Annotated in this window: 16 protein-coding genes and 1 tRNA gene; 2 read left to right on the plus strand and 15 right to left on the minus strand. The window is 40.9% G+C overall.

Annotated features, from left to right (window positions below; genetic code table 11):
- The first annotated feature begins 158 nt into the window (after positions 1-158).
- Positions 159-1,391 (plus strand): glycosyl hydrolase family 28-related protein, encoded by a 1,233-nt coding sequence (locus AACV32_RS07110; RefSeq protein ID WP_017045837.1) that lies wholly within the window; start codon positions 159-161, stop codon positions 1,389-1,391.
- Positions 1,392-1,554: 163 nt separating this feature from the next.
- Here AACV32_RS07110 and AACV32_RS07115 read toward each other — a convergent pair whose 3' ends face one another.
- From AACV32_RS07115 to AACV32_RS07185, 15 genes are all read right to left on the minus strand, one after another.
- Complete coding sequence (locus tag AACV32_RS07115) at positions 1,555-2,346, minus strand: RbmA family biofilm matrix protein (RefSeq protein WP_017049474.1); 792 nt, start codon at positions 2,344-2,346, stop codon at positions 1,555-1,557.
- 214 nt (positions 2,347-2,560) lie between these two features.
- On the minus strand, positions 2,561-3,313 hold the full coding sequence (vpsK, locus tag AACV32_RS07120; RefSeq protein WP_017045445.1) for an exopolysaccharide biosynthesis glycosyltransferase VpsK: 753 nt from the start codon (positions 3,311-3,313) through the stop codon (positions 2,561-2,563).
- Positions 3,303-4,475: an exopolysaccharide biosynthesis protein VpsJ gene (vpsj, locus tag AACV32_RS07125; RefSeq protein ID WP_017045446.1), complete on the minus strand. Its 1,173-nt coding sequence runs from the start codon at positions 4,473-4,475 to the stop codon at positions 3,303-3,305. Before vpsj ends, vpsK begins: the two co-directional genes overlap by 11 nt.
- Positions 4,472-5,548: an exopolysaccharide biosynthesis glycosyltransferase VpsI gene (vpsI, locus tag AACV32_RS07130; protein WP_306690442.1), complete on the minus strand. Its 1,077-nt coding sequence runs from the start codon at positions 5,546-5,548 to the stop codon at positions 4,472-4,474. Before vpsI ends, vpsj begins: the two co-directional genes overlap by 4 nt.
- Complete coding sequence (locus AACV32_RS07135) at positions 5,545-6,891, minus strand: phenylacetate--CoA ligase family protein (protein WP_170894828.1); 1,347 nt, start codon at positions 6,889-6,891, stop codon at positions 5,545-5,547. Before AACV32_RS07135 ends, vpsI begins: the two co-directional genes overlap by 4 nt.
- A gap of 17 nt (positions 6,892-6,908) precedes the next feature.
- Positions 6,909-7,397 carry a serine O-acetyltransferase gene (locus AACV32_RS07140; protein ID WP_053310299.1) on the minus strand — a complete coding sequence of 163 codons (489 nt, stop codon included), beginning with the start codon at positions 7,395-7,397 and terminating at the stop codon, positions 6,909-6,911.
- Between the two features lie 29 nt (positions 7,398-7,426).
- Positions 7,427-8,656: a VpsF family polysaccharide biosynthesis protein gene (locus AACV32_RS07145; protein ID WP_212752671.1), complete on the minus strand. Its 1,230-nt coding sequence runs from the start codon at positions 8,654-8,656 to the stop codon at positions 7,427-7,429.
- A complete protein-coding gene (locus AACV32_RS07150) occupies positions 8,625-10,049 on the minus strand; it encodes a lipopolysaccharide biosynthesis protein (RefSeq protein WP_170894829.1) in 1,425 nt (474 codons plus the stop codon). The genes AACV32_RS07145 and AACV32_RS07150 overlap by 32 nt, the downstream gene beginning before the upstream one ends.
- The gene (locus AACV32_RS07155) at positions 10,046-11,230 is read right to left on the minus strand and encodes a VpsD family glycosyltransferase (protein ID WP_249339475.1); all 1,185 of its coding nucleotides are present in this window, start codon (positions 11,228-11,230) and stop codon (positions 10,046-10,048) included. The genes AACV32_RS07150 and AACV32_RS07155 overlap by 4 nt, the downstream gene beginning before the upstream one ends.
- Positions 11,188-11,739 carry an exopolysaccharide biosynthesis acetyltransferase VpsC gene (gene vpsC, locus AACV32_RS07160; RefSeq protein WP_170894830.1) on the minus strand — a complete coding sequence of 184 codons (552 nt, stop codon included), beginning with the start codon at positions 11,737-11,739 and terminating at the stop codon, positions 11,188-11,190. The genes AACV32_RS07155 and vpsC overlap by 43 nt, the downstream gene beginning before the upstream one ends.
- The gene (vpsB, locus tag AACV32_RS07165; protein WP_170894831.1) at positions 11,736-12,977 is read right to left on the minus strand and encodes a UDP-N-acetyl-D-mannosamine dehydrogenase VpsB; all 1,242 of its coding nucleotides are present in this window, start codon (positions 12,975-12,977) and stop codon (positions 11,736-11,738) included. The genes vpsC and vpsB overlap by 4 nt, the downstream gene beginning before the upstream one ends.
- Before the next feature lie 17 nt (positions 12,978-12,994).
- The gene (gene wecB, locus AACV32_RS07170) at positions 12,995-14,113 is read right to left on the minus strand and encodes a non-hydrolyzing UDP-N-acetylglucosamine 2-epimerase (RefSeq protein WP_080996335.1); all 1,119 of its coding nucleotides are present in this window, start codon (positions 14,111-14,113) and stop codon (positions 12,995-12,997) included.
- Between the two features lie 282 nt (positions 14,114-14,395).
- On the minus strand, positions 14,396-14,908 hold the full coding sequence (locus AACV32_RS07175) for a low molecular weight protein-tyrosine-phosphatase (protein WP_373568402.1): 513 nt from the start codon (positions 14,906-14,908) through the stop codon (positions 14,396-14,398).
- A 326-nt stretch (positions 14,909-15,234) separates the two neighbouring features.
- Entirely contained in the window at positions 15,235-18,345 is a 3,111-nt protein-coding gene (gene vexH / locus AACV32_RS07180; RefSeq protein WP_170894833.1) for a vibriobactin export RND transporter permease subunit VexH, read from the minus strand.
- Positions 18,345-19,397 (minus strand): efflux RND transporter periplasmic adaptor subunit, encoded by a 1,053-nt coding sequence (locus AACV32_RS07185; RefSeq protein ID WP_094127336.1) that lies wholly within the window; start codon positions 19,395-19,397, stop codon positions 18,345-18,347. Before AACV32_RS07185 ends, vexH begins: the two co-directional genes overlap by 1 nt.
- Positions 19,398-19,880: 483 nt before the next feature.
- Between AACV32_RS07185 and AACV32_RS07190 the strand changes: the two genes are divergently transcribed.
- A tRNA-Tyr gene (locus tag AACV32_RS07190) sits at positions 19,881-19,965 on the plus strand.
- Positions 19,966-20,124: the final 159 nt, after the last annotated feature.

Here is a 20,124-nt window from a genome sequence, read left to right on the forward strand (position 1 = left end):
GAATTGCCAATAAAAATCCGACGGAATTATCAGTAAATGGAAGGGATATTTCAACACAACACGCCTATTTTTACGCCTCACTAATGAGACATCTCAAAATTGAGAAACGAACCGACTACAGTGAATATCTCTCTGTTTTTTCAAGAAGCGTTTTATAGGTGCTGTTATACTTAAAGCAATTAGATAAAGAGGGTGGCATCTTGCGTTACATATTTATTTCACTTATCTTACTCAGCCTAAGCCCAGCTATTATCGCTGAAGTCGTTTCTCATAATGTAATAGAATATGGTGCCATCGCAAATGATGGAGAGGATGATTCATCCGCATTTCAAAATGCACTGAATCAATTAAATGATAATAATGTACTGATTATTCCCTCTGGCGAATATCAGATTTGTAAAACCCTTTATTTAAAGGAAAAGAATAACATTGAAATTATTGGCTCCATACACAGTAAATTAAAGAAATGTAGTCCATTTAATGGTGAATATTTACTCCATATAACATATACACAAAACTTCAAGCTACAAGGTCTTAGTTTTGAGGGACTTTATAATGGCGATCTAAAACCTATGTGGGGAGAACAGGGGGTTTACCTTGGTAGCACCAAAGGATCTTTAGTGGTTCAAAATCAGTTTATCAACTTTGGTGACGCAGCATTGCGTATGACCACAGCAAGCCAGGACTACTCTATACCACCCGGGTCGATGTCAATCAGAGTTAGCCACAATCGCTTTGAACATTGTGCTCAAGTAACCACAACGCAAGCGGCTGTGGGAACAGAAAGGCCAGGCACGCAAGATATTATTATTGACAATAATCAATTTAATGCGTGTAAATTAAAATTATCAGCACGGGCCGATACCAAAAGCGCCAAAGTCATTAATAACCAATTTGAAAATATTAATGGTACTTCAAATGAAGTCAGTTATTATTCTGATGTTTATTATTCAGGAAACACTTTTCATAACATAAATGGATTTGCCATAAATATTTACCCTAACTCTAGAACAGAGCAAAACATTCAATGGGGTAATATTTCAATTATTGGCAATTTTTTTGATACTGCTCAACAAGGAATACGCTTACAAAGCTTTAGTAAAAATAACCCGACCAATCAATCCATTAAAAACATTCAAATTAGCAATAATACATTTGAAAGGATTTACTTTGGTTCTGAAATAGAAAAAAAATATAAATCGATTATCCGAACTAACAGCCAAGATGATTTGGTTTCATTTGAAAATGTCAACATTACTGGAAATCAGTATCAATTAACACCATATAGTAAATTCATCTCAATTGACGATAAAAGCAAGCTTATTAACATTAAAAACAATGAACAACTTTATAATGGAAATTGTCATATACAGGATGTTATTAAAGATTGATAAGTGACACCACCAGCAAGATGCAACTATTTAATCGAGTTCAAGAGTAAGCGACCACTATGCAATTCAACGTTAAGAATATATTGCTTATACCATTCAAATAATACAATAAAAACCGCCAAAGGCGGTTTTTATACACATAAGGTTAGGTCACTAGATAAAACTATTTTTTTACCACTACCATTGACTGCTCAACTCGCTCACCAGAGACAGTATCTACAACCTGAGCATTAATGGTATATTCACCTTCGGGATAGCTTTTATCGAAATTAATTCCACGCACTTTTGAATAAGTATCACCTGAAGCAATAACCCATTTCTCTCTCGCGTTGACAGGAATAATCAAACCATCAGGACCTACCGCTGTCATCCAGAACTCGACGTTAGCTTCTCCCTCACGGCCATTATTTAAATCAATGGTGAATGGAACAAAACCGCCGGTACTTTCCACACTATTAATACCAAATTGATTTTTGATATCAATAGTCAAACCATTGAGTTCAGGTAGGCTATTTAAATCGACCCCTTTCACAAATTCTTGGTTAGCTTTAAATACTTCTCCATTTTCTGCAACGACTTGAAGAGAAACAGTATATTTACCATCAGCCATATACTCTGGAACCCAGAAACCACGTGTAACATTCAACATGCGACCATCAGTAAGAGCATCAGACTCTTGCTGCGCTGTATCAACTCCAACTACCGCTTTGGCTGGGAAGTAGATACCTTCTGGACCTTTAATAGATAGCCAGTAATTGAACTTCACTGTTTCACAGCTTTCATTATGAATCCCTAGCTGGCTAGAAATGTATCCACCGCTACTTGCCAACTGGTTTTGATTTAATGAAAGGTTTGCTTCAATCACTGGCTGTAACTCACAATCCACTTCCGCATAAGAAGCAGTTGAAAATAACAATGCCAAGCATGAGGCCAGATAATAATGACGTTTGTTCATGATAGATCCTTTAAAGTTAGACAACCATTTGTTTTTACAACTGGCGCTAAGGCTAATTGATAACTATAGAAAATACATCCGCTTTTTATTAAAGGATCAGATTTTATCAAATCTAAGACAATTACATTGACTAAGTATTAATAATAATAAACAAAATTTATTCAACTAATAAGCTCCCTAAAAATAAACTAAGGTTTACTTTAATACAGTCAATTTAATTCTTTCGTTTTATTTTTTCATTAAGTAGTAGCCAAGCATAACGACTATTAGTCACTAAATAACGCTTCCACATTCTTCCAGGTTCTTGTAATACACGATATAACCATTCCAAGCCAGACTTTTGCATCCATAAGGGTGCACGAGAAACATGACCTGCGACAACATCAAATGTTCCCCCTACCCCCATCACAAATAACACGCCCAACTGCTCTTGCCAGCGGTTGATAAAATTTTCCTTTTTCGGCGACGTGATCGCCACAAACAGTAGTTTCGCCCCTGATTGACGGATCTTTTCAACTATCGCGTGCTCATCATCCCAAAAATAGCCATGGTGATAACCCGCAATCACTAATTGTGGATGCTTTGCCTGCATGGCCGCAGCCGTTTTTTCAACAATCTCCGACTTTGCGCCTAGGTAGAACACTGGCATTTGTTCTTGTGCAGCCATCGCATTGAGCTCTAGAAACAAGTCAACACCCGCCACTCGTTCGGGAACTTGGTGACCTAAAAAGCGCGCGCCCCAAACCACACCCATACCATCGATATTGATAATGTCACACTCGGTCACGGACTGAGCCAATTCAGAATCCTTACGCATATTGACTAACTTAGCAACATTGACGACCACATGCTGGGTAAACTCTTGTCGCAAAATGCGATCGCGGATCAGAGCAACAGTTTCACTCATCGAAGCCACATCCATTGGGCTACCAAGAAAATTAATGCGTTTCAATCGGTTATTCCTCATTGGTAATTCTTAAATAAAAACGGAATGAAAAGTACATCCACGCCTGTGTCCAGCGCGCGTAGTGAATTCGATTAACCAAACGTTTGTTACGTTGATAAACAAACTGATCCCGCTCGGGCATGTACAGCGTTTGAATAGCACGCTGAATGACGCGTTTAACCAAAACAACATCACTCTCCTCACCTCCAACACTGAGTAAGGTAATAATTGCCTGTGATACTGAGTGCGGATCCAGTGGATAAGGATTGTTGTGGTAATATTTCGCTGTTCCATCGGCTTCAAATAGATGCTGCTTGTAAAAATAAAAACCGCGTGCAATCACCTCATCAAATTCCTTTGTCGCTAAAGTAGTTCGTATGAGATGTAGCGCTTCTAAGTTGTAGCCCGTATGAAATCCGTCAATAAATCCGTGGTGATGACGAGTACCATAAGCCCAACTGCCATCGTCTGCCTGAGCCTGAGCACTGTTACGCGCAATGCGTAATGCCAACTCAGTGTAGTCTGGGCGAGACGTTTCTCGACCGACCACGGCCAGCCAAGCTGCCGCCCACAAACTGGCGTTGTGCACAAACGCCGTTTCCCCGGGGATATACGCAAAAAACTCCCCGCTCTCATTTTGAGTCAATAAATGGCCAGCAATAAAATCACCACTGCGCAGCGCCAACTCGACCCAGTCAGCTCGCCCCGTCAGTTGCCCCAATTGGTGTAAGGCACGGCTGACATAGACTGTCGTGATCACATTTGGCTTCCCCTTAGGAACAAAGAATGCACGCGCTTTCCAATCAAAATGATACCCCCAACAGGCACCATGCCAGATTTGCTCATCACAACGCTGAGCCACTAGCCACAGCGCAAGTTGCTCCGCTTCTGTGAGCAAAGCGGGATCTTTTGTCACTTGATACTCTTCGATTAATCCGAGAATAAACAGAGCCACGCCTTTAGGGTTTCGCGCTTTGGGCACACCTAGCCATGGCCGAAGATTAAGGGGAGAGCGTTTGAACAACTGGATCCATGCTAAGCCGAAAGTCGAGTCTTTGCTTATCGGCAAGCGCTTGAACCAGCTTGAATTGAGTCCATCAAAAGGGTCATATCCAGCGAATTGTTCTGTACGAGCTTTATTCAATAAACATTGGCTAATGTCAGCTACAGTCGTCGATTTCATGATTTTAATAGCTCATCGTAGAGTGTTTGTAGACGCGGGATCACCGCCTGCAAAGAGAAGTTTTCGGCAAACTTTTGTTTAGCGGCCGTAGCAATACGTCGATTTTCCGCACGTTGCTCAATCAAATCTCCTAGTGCTTGCGCTAAAGCAACCACATCGCCAGCCTCAATTAAACGCCCTTCTTCACCATTACTAATTGCATCAGGAATCCCGCCCGCTCGGCTTGCTACCACAGGAATGCCTGCCGACATGGCTTCTATCACTCCCATTGGAAAGCCTTCGTTATAGCTGGGTAAGCAATAAATATCCGTTTGAGTCAATAAGTTGGTCTTCGCCTCACCAGCAATCCAGCCTAAACAGTACACAGAGTCAGCGAGCCCCATTTTATTAGCCATAGCTTGATAAATTTCAATATCGCCATCGCCAGCGAGATAAAGCTGCGCCTCAGGACAACGCTGTTTGACTAACGCAAAAGCTTGAATCAGGTCACCCACACCTTTGCGCGTGCCTAAACGACCAAGGAAGGCAATACGACCTGGTTGAGCAAGATGGCGATCTAAAGCCAAACTGGGTACAGCGTTATACAGCACAGAAACACCTTGTGTTCGTCCTATCACCTCTTGTAGCCATGTCAGCCATTGAGTGGATAGTACCAGTACATGATCAGCTAGAGCAAAAGTACGTCGAATGTGAGTTTGCTGATCCACATTGCACTCATCTCGATAGAAATCACGAAACTCAGCACCATGCAAATGCAAAATAACCTTACCTTTCAAAATATTAACCAGACGCACAATCACAGACTTACGTCGATAGCTTCCCCTTGATGACATGTGAATATGCACTATGCCGACTCGGTAACGCATAAAGCAGTACAACAATTCGCAGAGTGCCAGCATAAAACGCAATGTCATTCGCCATTTCTGCCCGTGGTCCAAACTTGAGTGTGAGGCAATCAACTTAATGTGGTTTTCTTCTAGAAAACCACAATCCGCGTAGGTTGAGACCACTGTTGCCACACCACCTTGACCTTTGCGATCGGTGGCAACCATTAGATTAATCGCTTTTCTCACAATACATCCTTGATAGTACAAATCGCTTGGCGAATCTTACCGTTTGCCGTGCGCTTAAGTGCTGACACTATGTCTATCGTGACATTGAACGAGCTTCCTAAGCGAGCTTGAGTATTACTGATTAACTTTTGTTGCTGCTCTTCATTAAATTGCTCAGCATCCGCCACCACTTTCACTACAATCTGCTCATGTTCACTCTGAACAAATTGGCATGCTATAATCCCAGCGACACCTTTAGGTATATGGTTCAGGATATGCACTTTTTGACCATCTTCGCCGACGAGATAATCACCAACCCGTCCCTTAATATGTTCAATTATTGGGTAGAATCTCCCACATGGACACAGCTTCTCGTCAGACAGTACGACATGGTCACCAGTTTTGTATCTAACTAGAGGAAAGTAGCTATTATTGAAATTAGTGCCAACAATTTCATGAGTACCATTTCCTGCATCTAAAAATTCAACCTGCGAGTAATCGGTGAGAACGTGGTAACGACCATGCTCACAATTAGCAATTGCAGCAACCCTTTCAAAAAGTCCATACCAATCGAACACTTTGCATTTAAATCGTTCCTCAATGACTTTACGGTCATCATCAGACAAAGATTCTGACGATGTAATCACTGATTTAATATTGGAAGGATAATATTCATTCTTAGACTCTAAATATTTAGCCAAAGCAACAATCGACGATGGATAGGCTTGAATTATGTCTACTCCAAAATCAACCATTGCCTTGATGTATAGCGGTAAAGCTTGTTGAGTCATATGAAATGAAGATAACATGATCATATTTTCAAACCATGAATAACGCCAGAAAGGGGCTCCTTTTTGCTCCATTGGCACGATCATATCACCACGGATCCAAGCACGTTTGTCACCTTTTTTATATCCGGCCCACTGAAGATGCCTTGCAACAAAAGCTTGCTCACGAATCACGGATTCCATATTTTGACTAATTGACAAAGGTGTACCAGTCGTCCCACTGGTTGCACCTTTAATCGGTGTCGTTTTTTCTGTGGAATTAATAAAATCTTCAGCACAATTTCTAACTTCATTTTTATTAATCATTGGAAAATGTGCTAACCCTTCACTTTCTGAAATGGTTTTTACACGATCTTTATAAAACTTAGCTTTCAATGCATTTTTTAACGCTAATTCCAATTGAAGTTCGCTATATCGTTTCAAAAGATCATTATTATAATCATGCTGTAATAATTCTCGAGTTAATGACTGTTGATGTCCATTTTCTCTAATAAACTTCCTAATAATAGCCCGGCAACTAAGAAGAAGGTTCTGAATTAATAAAGGGGAATTTCTATATATTTTACTTAAAAACATAATCTCACAACCTCAAATTAGTTCATAAAAGGTGCATTGTCATCTAAATAGCTCTCATTCTTCAAAATGTCATAATCTAAATTAGACACATTGCCAATGATTTTGGCTGGAACACCAGCAACAATAGAACCCTTCGGTACACTTTTTGTGACAACAGAGTTAGGCGCAACGACCACATTATCTTCAATAATCACGGGCCCAACAATTACACAACCTGGACCTAAGAAAACATCATTTCCGATAACTGGAACCTTTTTATATGGACCTTTTCCAACGACTCTACAGCCAATACCTATCCGACAGCGCTTGCCGATTTTTGCGCCATTAATAATAACAACAGCAACACCTTTTACGACTAGAAACGATCCTTTACCAATATCTGCATCTGGTGGAACTTTCGAGTTGTATAATATGAATATAACGAGCTGAAGTAGCTTTGGTAAAAATGGAACTTTCTTAAGATAGAGCCACCTAGAAATTCGATAGAAAAAGATAGCATTAGGCATTAAAAGTCTAGCTCCTGATATTTTGATTATTAATAAGTATTAACCTGTGTTTTTCTAACAGAGTTCAAATACAACACACTAAAAAGTAAGAGTAGAACTGGAGTCTTCGTTGTTAATGAATTATTTGTAAGACCGACAATCATAAATGTAACAACAACAAGTCTAGATGCTACATCTCCATTTTTAGCAAAATAATATAGTGTTAAAAAGACACATATTGATAAAGGAATCGTCCCCATTAGACCAAATGTAAAAATCCAACCTATAAAGTAATTTTCAATAACATTTATGCCTATATATAACTCTATGGACTCTAGTAATCGGTGACTAGCACCAAAAATCCATTCCGACACTGTCAATTGATCAAAAAGGAAAAATACATCGATACGCGCTGATGCGCTTCCATCAATATAAAGTTTAGACATAATTCTTTCAGTAATGCCAGAACCAACGATGATAAAGACAAAGAACATAAAAGCGAAATATCCTAAAAACATAAATAACGCTATCTTTCTTTTATCACCTCTAACCCCTGTCGTTATAAACTTCCAACCACTTGGAATGCAATACAAAATAAACATACATGAGAATATAACTAACGCTGCTCTCCCACCAAAAGCGAATAAACCTAATAGAGTAATCAATATGTAAAGAAAACCAGGCAATAAAGTCCGTTTAAATATTAATAACCCTAAGCTAGCCGTAATTAGCGCATTGTTAAGTGGATGAGTAAGTAGGGCACTTGACCGAAAGAATGAAAATGCCTGAAAGTCAATATCAACTACACGAGAGCCTGTTAAGTATTCAAAAATTGCAATCACTGAGTTAAGTAATATCAAATATGAAATCAGATTAATAACTTTATCTTTTTGAAAATCATCTAGGCTAGAAAGCAAAGGAATAAACAACATTGGAGCAAGAAATGTATTGATCAAGTATGCCATTCCAGACGTTCCATGCCTGAAATATCCGTATATAATGACAAATGATAAAGAAAATATAGCAATCCACCATATTTTATTAAATGAACCAAGTCGTTCACAAAACCATGTTGGTCCAAATTTCATTGCTAAAACAGTAAACATACCGAAAATAATATATGTATACAAATGTATTTTAAGTAGCGCAGAACCACCATCCGAAACATAATTAATTCCTAAGTTCTCAAGAAGGTAGCTACCTAAAAAAACAGAAGCTATGATCGCTATTAAAATAGGCACATAGGTATTAACACTTCGCACGTTTTCTTCTCCAATCATTGAAATGACCTCGAACAGAAAAGCTATTCAGTACGATATGAGCACCAGTATATGATAAACAACCAACAGCAACGAGTAATAACAATTTAACTACTGGAATAAATTCAGCCACATAGTACTTAGCACAAAAAATACTTAATGACATAATACTAGATGCAATGACTGTTTGGAGTAAACATTGAGGTAATGGATAACGGTAGCCTAAGAATGTTCCCATACAAAGACTGCATATTGCACCGATAAAAAATGCTATAGCTAAACTCCCTGCCGCACCTAAGGCACCATATTGGGGAATCAGGATGAACGAGAGCACCATTTGAGTGACCAAAGTACAGAATGTCAAAAGTGGCATCCATTTTGTTTTCAATATAAATTGAAAACCATGATCTAAAAAATGACCTCTAATATTTAAAAACCAAGCTGAAAACGCTAAAAGGTAGAATATTTTCAAATCCATTACATGATAGGATTTACCCAAAAACACTTCCACAAATGAAGAAGCAAGTAAGCAAATTCCAATGGTTGCAGGTAGACTTAAGGCGCATAACACACCACCATAATAGCGATGCTGTTGATAGAGCTTCTCTTTATCATCAACAACTTTAGTTAACTCTGGAAATAATGGTAGTGCAACAATCATAAAAACAAGCGCCATGATACCTAGCAGTAAATTTGCAATGGCGGCATATAGGCCGGCTTGCTCTAAATTGGCAAGAGTGGCTACCAATACTCTATCACTTCGAGACGCTAAAATGCCGAGTAGACCTGAGACCATGAAAGGAATACCATAATTAAGCACTTCCTTACGCATCGGTTTATCTAATTTAAGAGTAATTTTTCCACTATAACCAGCGATAATAATTGAGATAAAATAACTCAACACTAATGCGAAAATTGCAGACAAAATGTGTGCATGCCAATTTAGAATAACAAAACTAGTGATCATAACCAGCATTGCCTGCAAGAATACTGTGCGACGGTATAGCGACACTCGCTCTTCAACTCTGGCACACTCGATTAGGTACATATAAATACTTTTACTGATAAGTAATGCATAAATTGCAGAGAAATTGACCCAAGAAAAATTAGAAAACACCTGCATACAACCAGCGATAACGACACTAGATATTAGTAAATTATAAATTAGCCACCGGGTGGTTTGAGATTGAAAGCTGGGCTTAACATCCGCATCAGAAGTTGAATAAAATCTGATTAGGCAACTATTTACCCACTGTATTAGTACGGATCTAGCACCTTCGGAGAAAACAAGCAGAATGGCTAATAAGCCATACTCTTTAGGGGTTAAAAAACGAGTTTGAATTGAAATCAGGACAAATAGACTTAGTGCTGAGAATAGTTGTACAGGTGCGTATTTGAAAAGTTTATTGATCACCTTTCTAACTCCCGATACACACTCTGATACTGCTGAACAATACTATTTGCAGAAAATCGATTAGCCAATAATTCTCGGTCAATTTCATGTGGTTTATTTAAAAAACCCAAGCAGTCCTTTACAGAATTAGTGACATTTTCTAGATCTACAAACAATACACCGCTTTCTTTAAAAAATGCATATTGTTCATCTAAAATACCGACTCTGGTAGAAATGAGGGGGAGACCTGTAGCTAACATTTCTAACGGTGCTAATCCAAAAGTTTCTTCTTTAGATAAAAAAATGGCAGCATCAGACTTTTTATACTGTTCAAAAATTTCAGGTTGTGACATAGAACCTAACCAATGAATTTTATTATCAATCATCAAATCGGATGCTTTACGCTTTAATTCAGCTAAATATGCACTTCCACCGGGTCCAATGACAATAAGCTCTATATCTATATGTTTAGATAATTCGCTCATAAGCTCTATCATTTTGTCAATTTGTTTCCTCGGAGTGATAATTGAGCACGTCACTAACCGGAGAGTTGAATTGTTTACCCCCCTGTCATTACAACCGTTAAAAAACGCATCATCAATAGGATTACCGATTTTTATTATTTTATTTGGATATATTTCTCTTATTGCATCGCAAAGAATATCACCAACACATGTAATCTTATTAGCTAAATGCAATGTTCTACGTGGGAGTATATGTTCAAACAAGATATCATTCATTTTCCCTCTTGGAGTTCTTGCGATTTTTCCATATGAATGAAGTGTTACTACAGATTTGATTCCCGCTTGTAGATACAGAGGTAAACTCAATAGATGGCTATGGACGATATCCGGCTTGAATCGCTTGCAGATTTTATTTAAATGATAATTTTGGAAAAGAAATCCAGGAAGCTTAACCCCGTTAACTTTACCTTTGTTAGGAATAAACGTTAATGTAACGCGTTCATGCAACTCTTGTTTTTTAAAAAATTCAACATCTGAGACTCCAACCTTAATGGCAAGTATTTCATAAATATAGCCGTCTGGGGGATTTTCAGCCAAGAAACGAATAATTTGCTGGCAAACACTATCAACACCACCAGCATTATCATTCCCCCATTTAACCGTACTGAGAGGAACTACAAGCAATATTTTCCTCATCATTCTTCCTTTTTCAGATATGGGTTTTGTATATAACGGCAAACACTTCCTTGATTGAGTACTCGGCCTGGATTACCGACAACAACGCCATATTCTGGTATATCTTTTACCACCACACTACCTGCACCGATTTCAACACCATTGGCAATATGCACTGATTCAACGATAGTAACGTGAGGGCCTATGTAAACATTATCACCAATTGTTGCCGCTTTACTGTGATTAGAGCCAACCACAGTAAAAGGACTCAAATTGCAATTGGCGCCAATCTTCGCGGTACTGTTGATAATTATCCCAGTACCATGCCCTAGGTATAACCCAGGGCCAACATCGGTTTCTTTCGGTATTTGTATTTGGTACCTAATGGATAAATTTTTATGCATTAGCCTAGCAAATGAACGTAAGAGACGATTCTTACTTCGGCATAATCGGAACCAAAACATATACTTAAAGCCAGGGTTAAACATCAGATTCTTGATGAGTAACCCCGTCGACAACTTCCCTGTATGACGATACAGATCAGCTTTAATTAGATCGAATGCTGAACTCAAGCAACCACACCTCTAGTATCAATCACGACTTTCTTAGCAAATGCCGTTTTATCTGCTTCTTTAAAATCTCGGTGATCAACCAGCACCACAACGATATTGGCTAACTCTAAAGCACGCTCTAGCGAGACTAGTTCAACATCATGTTCTGTTAACTTACCCGGTAATTGGTGGATATTTGGCTCTACCGCTAGAATTTGTCCAATATTGTCTTGTGCTAAATGCAAAGTGATGTCTAAAGCTGGGCTTTCACGTAAATCATCAATATCGGCTTTAAAGGCCAAACCTAAGCAGGCAATGACTGGTTTTTTGAACTGATCTGCGGCTTGTTTTACCTGATCAACGACCCAGTGTGGTTTACCATCATTAACATGACGAGCAGCAGCAATCAGTTTTGCTTCTTCTGGGCAGCTGTTAACAATAAACCAAGGGTCAACTGCAATACAGTGCCCGCCAACACCCGGTCCTGGGTTCAAAATGTTCACTCGAGGGTGGCGATTAGCCAGTTTAATCAATTCCCACACATTGATTTTTAATTTCTCACAAATAAGAGATAGCTCGTTAGCAAAGGCAATATTAACATCGCGGAATGAGTTTTCTGTTAGCTTAGCCATTTCTGCTGTACGTGAATTGGTGACAATACACTCGCCTTTGACGAACGTCTTATACAGTGACATCGCTTTTTCGCTACACGATTTGCTCATCCCACCAATGACACGGTCATTACTCACTAATTCTTGTAAGACATAACCTGGCAACACACGTTCTGGACAGTGCGCAATTTTGATATCGGCCGCATCGCCTTTATGCTGTGGGAAGGTTAAATCAGGACGTGCTTCTGCTAACCAAGCGGAAAGTTTTTCCGTAGCACCAACTGGAGAAGTACTTTCAAGTACCACTAAGTTGCCTTTTTCGATCACAGGAGCAATCGCTTTTGCTGCGGCTTCAATATAGCTAAGATCAGGTTCGTGATTATCCCCTTTGAATGGGGTTGGAACCGCCACCATAAATGCATCGGCTGGCTCTGGTGTTGTGGTTGCTTTTAGTTTGCCGGTCATGACCGCACTACGAACCACGATATCTAGATCGGGTTCAACAATGTGAATTTCACCTTTGTTGATGGTATCAACCGCATGTTGATTAACGTCAACACCAATAACTTCAATACCACGAGAAGCAATGACGGCAGCCGTTGGTAAACCGATATAACCTAGACCAATTACTGATACTTTATTAAACATCTTATTTCCTTAAATCTTTATAGTGCTAAAACGTCTGCAATACGCTGACAGGCTTGGCCATCACCGTATGGATTATGTGCTTGACTCATCAATTGGTAAGCATCTTGATCTGAGAGCAACTTACTCAATTCATCGCAAATCAGCTGAGTATTGGTTCCCACCAATTTCACTGTACCTGCGCTCACTGCTTCTGGTCTTTCGGTAGTATCTCGCATCACAAGTACCGGTTTACCTAGTGATGGTGCTTCTTCTTGAATGCCGCCGGAGTCGGTTAGGATGATGTGAGCTCGGTCCATCAAGTAAACAAATGGTAGATACTGTTGCGGTTCGATTAAGAATATATTGTCGACACCACGTAATAGACGATTCACTGGTTCTTGAACATTAGGGTTAAGATGTACAGGATAGAGAATTTGGCTATCTGGATGCTTCTTCGCAGTTGTAAGCAATGCTTCACAAATACGTTCAAAACCATCACCAAAACTTTCACGACGGTGGCCTGTCACGAGGATCAATTTTTTCTCTTTATCCAGCATTGGAAAATGGTGTTCCAAAGTTGCTTTGAGATCGGCTTCACTGTGAATTTTATTTCTAATCATAAACAGTGCATCGATGACGGTATTACCTGTGATATAGATATTCTCGTCAGCGTAATTTTCATCTAATAGGTTTTGTTTTGACGTTTCTGTCGGTGCAAAGTGATATTGAGTTAACGAGCCTGTTAATTTTCGATTTGCTTCTTCTGGCCAAGGAGAATAAATATTTCCGGTACGCAAACCCGCTTCAACATGCCCAACCGCAATTTGTTGATAATAGCTGGCTAGTGATGTAGCAAAAGTTGTCGCTGTATCACCGTGAACCAACACTACATCCGGTTGAAACTCTTTTAGCACACCTTCCATACCGACTAAAATTTTGGTGGTAACTGTGGTTAGCGTCTGACCTGGTTCCATAATATTGAGGTCAAAATCTGGCGTGACTTCAAATAAATCGAGCACCTGATCAAGCATTTCTCTGTGCTGCCCCGTGACACAAACTTTTGTTTCAAAACGCTCATCTTGCTTTAACTGATGGACCAATGGCGCCATTTTGATCGCTTCAGGTCTTGTACCAAACGCAATTAGAATTTTTTTCACTTTCTCTATTTCCTATAATTAAAGCCAAGAGACATTTTAGAACCAGGGTCAATGTCACTTCTTTGTAAACCCAACTGATTGATGGTGATTTTAAGTACGCTACCGCCACTAGATGTCGCCTCTAGACTGCGTCTTTAAACCCATTATTTTTAATAAACTGGCCTTATATAAGGCGCAAAAAACCTATTCCCATACGCTCTGCATGGAAAGTAATTCATTTTGTAAAGCCGCTACCGCTTTATATGTTGGGGAGTAAAAATATTATCTGAAATATAAAATCCGCTATGTTGTTACACAAAGCCGCATCTCACTTTCCTTGAATTGGTCGTACTTGGAAATATACTCAATGATGTCTTGAGCCCCGCTATCTATAAGTTCAAGAACTTGCTCAAACTTACGAACATTTCCTTGATAAGGATCTGGAATTTCGGTGACACCAATATGACTATGCGCTAAAAAGAGGGAAAGTTTGTATCGATATTCTGCCGGGCAAATATCAACAAGATCCGCTAGGTTTGCTTTATCACTGGCAAAGATGAAATCAAATTTCTCAAAATCCTCGACGCAGACTTGTCGAGCTCGCATGCCAGACATAACCAAGCCTCGCTGATTTGCGACGAAAACAGCTTTAGGATCAGGCGCTTTGCCAACTTGAAAGTTAACAGTACCGGCACTCTCTACGGTTAAATCGATTCCGCATTGTTGCGCTTTTTGGCGTAAAACAGCTTCAGCAAGGGGAGAACGGCATATATTTCCCATGCATACGATGAGGATAGAGAGTTTTTTATTTTCCATGGCCATTACTGATGCATTCACTTCATTTTGTCTCTGTATTAAAGAGGTGGATAGAGTATCGCAAGGCGCATTGCAATGGGTGTCTCAAAATTGAGTCTATCTATAATTAATACCTAAGATTTAAATAGGAAAAATGAACTGGCTATTTTGATGGATTATCGAAAATGGCATTAACCATTTGATATCTCGCTTGTATATTCAAATAACTTGATGTGATAAGCCGGCCGCATGTGAGTTCATCTAATGGGCATAGATAACGGTGAATGGAATAGGTGTGAACGGTGAACAAAGAAGAGCCTGCAGGGCGCAGGCTCTTGATACGTTAATCAGTGAACACTTCTGGTTTTAACATCATGCAGCAGTTCTTGATTAAGTTCAGCTTCAACATGACCTGGAGAGCGTGTTGATGCCGAGACCAAACGATACATAGCAGGGATAACAAACAGAGTGACTAAAGTGGCAAAACCCATACCGAAGAAAATCACCGTACCCACCGCAACTCGGCTTTCATAGCCTGCTCCTGTCGAGATAATTAATGGGATTGAACCTGCTAAAGTAGTAAATGCGGTCATCATGATTGGCCGTAAGCGCCTCGCTGAAGCATCAATAATTGCTTTTTCAAACTCAACCCCTCGGTCACGCAGCTGGTTGGCAAATTCAACGATCAAAATGCCATTTTTGGTCACCATACCGATCAGCATAATCATCCCAATTTGGCTATAGATGTTGATACCTTGTCCCATAATTGATAGACCAAGAAAGCCGCCAAACACACCCATCGGCACCGTCAACATCACCACTAACGGGTTGATAAAACTTTCAAATTGGGCGGCTAGTACCAAATAAGCGACAAGCAGCGCTAACGCAAATACAATGGCTACACTCGATTGGTTTTCTTTAAAATCTTTTGACTCACCTGAGTAACTAATGGAAATATCACTAGGTAGCGTTTCAATGGCTTTCTGATCCAGAAAATCAAGCGCTTCGCCCAACGTGTAACCAGCTGATAAATTTGCAGTAACCGTGATCGCCTTTTGCTTATTGTAATGAGACAAGCGGATTGATGATGCCACTTCTTCCACTTTCGCAAGTGCATCCAGTGTAACAAGCTCACCGGATGCGGTTCTCATGTAGATCTGGCTTAAATCGGAGGCGTTATTGAAGCTATTTTCGTCCCCACGGAGATAAACATCATACTCTTCGCCACGCTCAACAAAGCTGGTTTCACTCTTCCCGCCGAGCATCACTTCTAACGTATCTGAAATATCCGCGACACTGATCCCCAATTCCGCGGCACGCTGCCTATCAATCGTCACCACCAGTTCAGGTGTCTTTTCGGAATAATTGGTGTCAGCACCTTCCATAAAGGGGGAATTTTCAGCTTCCGTTTTTAGCAATTCAGCCCATTTTTTGAGTTCAGGATAGTCTGACCCACCCAACACAAACTGAACAGGCTCGTTAGAGCCACCACGAAAGCCGGGCATAAAGGGCATAACTCGTACATCGGGAATTCCCGTTAGCGCTTTTTTTACCTGCCCTAATGCTTGTTGAGCGGTGATGCTTCGTTCGTTCCAGTCATCCAAAATCATGATAACAAAACCCGTCTGATCACCCGCTTGCCCACCGAACGCGGGCGATTGAATACTAAACGACTTGAGAAAACCTTTGCCAACCAAGGGCATTAACCGCTGCTCAACAAGATCCATATTGGCCGACATCCGGTTATAACTGGTCGCATCCGCTCCGCGCACAAAGGCAAAAATAACGCCGCGATCTTCTGAAGGCGTGAGCTGAGAAGGCACTTTCTGCATCAGAAAATAACTGCCACCAACGCATGTAAGGATGACGAGCGGTGCAGCCCATTTCCAACTGATAGCAAAACGTAAAGAGGATTTGTAACTCGCTTCTAAACGGCCAAAAACACGATCAACAAAGCGATTAAAACGGTTTGGTTTGACATTGACCTTTAAAATCTTACTACCGAGAACGGGCGTTAAAGTTAACGCTATTAGCGATGAAAAGAGAACCGACATGGCCAAAAGTACAGAGAACTCGGTGAACAACAGGCCGACCATACCGTCCATAAAAGAGATCGGTAAAAAGACCATCACTAATACCAATGTGGTGGCAATCACGGCAAAGCCGACTTCGCGCGTCCCTTTATAAGCCGCCAGCAGTGGCTTCTCTCCCTGTTCTATGTGATGAAATATATTTTCCACCACCACAATCGCATCATCAACAACCAAACCGATGGAAAGAATCAGCGCCATCAAGGTGATAAGGTTAATAGAGAATCCGAAATAGTAAGCGGCAATAAAAGAAGAGATCAATGATACTGGCACAGTAACGGCTGGGATTAGCGTTGCCCGAACTTGGCCGATAAAAATGTACAGTACCAAAATCACTAAACCACCCGTGATAAACAGTGTGCTATACACTTCCGAAATTGAGCGATCAATAAAGACGGTCGAGTCGTAGTCAATGGCCAAGCGCGTTCCTTTGGGTAGAAACTGCTGAATATTATCGACTTCTTGATGGACACGCTGCGCCACATCCAAGGGGTTAGCATCTGACTGTGGTACAATGCCCATGCTCACATTAACCACACCGTCGCTTTTGAAGGTTGAGTTTTCGTTCTCAGCGCCGATGAAGACATCCGCGACATCTTTTAAGTAAATCGGCGAATTGTCACTTGCGCGCTTAACCACCAGATAGTCAAAATCTTGAGCCGTTTTGTACGCTCGGTCGGTACGCACCGACATTACTGTCGAATCGTTACGCACTTCCCCGCCCGGGCTTTCAATATTTTCACTGCGCAATGCACTTGATATATCAGAAGTCGTGACACCACGCCCAGCCATCAGATTCGGCTTGAGCTTGACATACATCACCTTATAAAGACCACCAGACACATCCACAGAACTGACGCCAGAGATTAAACTAAAACGGTCAATCAAAGCTCGTTCGATATAATCGGTCAGTTGGGTTCGATCCATCTCTGAAGAACTGAGATTAATGTACAAAGAAGCTTCACCAGAGCCATTATTTTTGAATACGGTTGGATCATCTGCTTCATCGGGTAATGAGCGCTGTGCTCTCGCAACGGCGTCGCGGATATCGCTCACACCAGTATTGAGATCGTAACCCAGTTCAAATGTAACGGTAATCCGTGACATGCCATTACGCGTGGTGGATTCAATTTCATCAATCCCGCTAATGCCTGCCAGTTGATCTTCCAATACAGAAGTGATTTGGCTTTCAATGATGGTAGCTGAAGCCCCTGCATAGCGAGTACTGATTGAAACCACCGGGCTTTCAATATCGGGCATTTCCCGGACCGAAAGCTTAGAAAATGACACTAGACCAAAAACGCACAACAGTAAGCTTAATACCACCGCCGCCACAGGGCGCTTCACTGAAACATCGGATAACCACATTATTTGTCATCCTTTTGTATCGGTGAGCCATCCACATTGACTTCAGTAACGACAATGCCGTTTCTCATATTCACGATACCTTGCACCACAATCTTATCGCCAATGGCTAAACCTTTATCAATCACCACTTGATTGTCGATCCGAGCGCCAAGCCAAACTTCCGTGCGTATTACTTTATTATTGCTATCAATCACATAGACATAGCGTTTAGTGCCTGAATATTCGAGTGCTTGAACGGGAATAATGGGCGCTTCAATCGCTGGGAAATTCAACTTAGTAGAAAGCAACATTCCGGGTTTTAGCTTGCCATCTTGGTTATCGAAATGGATACGGACACGCAAATTCAAGGTTTCACGGTTAATGCGTGAATCAATACCCACAACTTTGCCGGTAAACTCGTTTTTTGCCCAAGCATTACTCTTCGCCGTCACCGTCATACCTTTACTGATTAACGAAAGGTAACGCTCTGGCACTTGGATATCGAGTTGCATCACCGATAGGTCATCTAAAGTCAGCAATTCCGTCCCTGCACTGACCATTTTGCCCAAACTAAAATCAATAAACCCAACGGTGCCATTAAATGGCGCGCTAATGCGCAGATCGTTTAAATTTGCGTTTGCTGCATCTAAACGTGCTTGAGCAATATCAACACTCGCTTTTTGCGCATCGATTTCCGTTTGGGTAATGGCGTTCCGTTTGACCAAACGTTCAAACTCTTTCAACTTACGCTGTTCATCGTTCAAATAGGCTTGAGCCTCTGAAAGTGCGGCTTTGGCTTTATCATCATTAAGCTGAATTAAGAGCTGACCTTTCTTGACCTCTTGATTGGCTTTAATCGCAATATGGCTGACCTTTCCCGAAACTTCAGATGAGATCTCCACTGCTCGTTCAGCTTCTAATTTACCAATCAGTGAAAGAGACTGAGACACTTGATGAGTTGCCACACGCTCTGCGACCACCGCAACGGCTTGTGGTGCTTGCGCAGCGAACGCACTTAAAGGTGTGGTAAGCAAGGTAACCATCATTAACGAAAGAATAGACGTGTTTTTCATAGTTTTTATTCAACAATAAATAGACTGATTGAATTGTAACTGCTTATACGACGCTCGAACGTCAAGGAGTGTAAATCTTATTAAATATCTGTAACGTGCGTCATAACTTAGCCTCCTCCAGCTGTTTTTTAGGCGTCACACACAGGCTATACCCAAACAACTTGAAGTTGCAGGTAGGCGGCAAGTAAGTTCATCCCCATGAGCATAGATAAACTATGTGATTGGGGTGAGCGAACGTAGCCAACACCGCTGCAGCTTCAACTGGGAAGGGTATAAATAGAGCAAAACTATCCATTCCGCCCCCCTTTGCCCAAAAAGGCAGCATTCAATTCAAAATCATAAGAAAAAGGCTTTACAGAGAGAGCGAGTTTGCTATCATGCGCTCCGCACTTGAGCAATGCGTTGGGAAAACGTTGTTTAAGCATACTGTGAGCCAATAGTGTCCTTATAAGCACTATAAATCACATTGTATGAAAACCCTCTGGAGGGGTTCCCGAGTGGCCAAAGGGAGCAGACTGTAAATCTGCCGGCTCCGCCTTCGATGGTTCGAATCCGTCCCCCTCCACCATATTCTCTCGCAAGAGAAACCTTGATTGATACGTTGGGAAAACATCATTCAAGCCTATTTTTAGAATAGGAAAACACCCGGAGGGGTTCCCGAGTGGCCAAAGGGAGCAGACTGTAAATCTGCCGGCTCCGCCTTCGATGGTTCGAATCCGTCCCCCTC

The organism is Vibrio sp. B7 (genome assembly GCF_963888765.1).
Lineage (GTDB): Bacteria > Pseudomonadota > Gammaproteobacteria > Enterobacterales > Vibrionaceae > Vibrio > Vibrio anguillarum.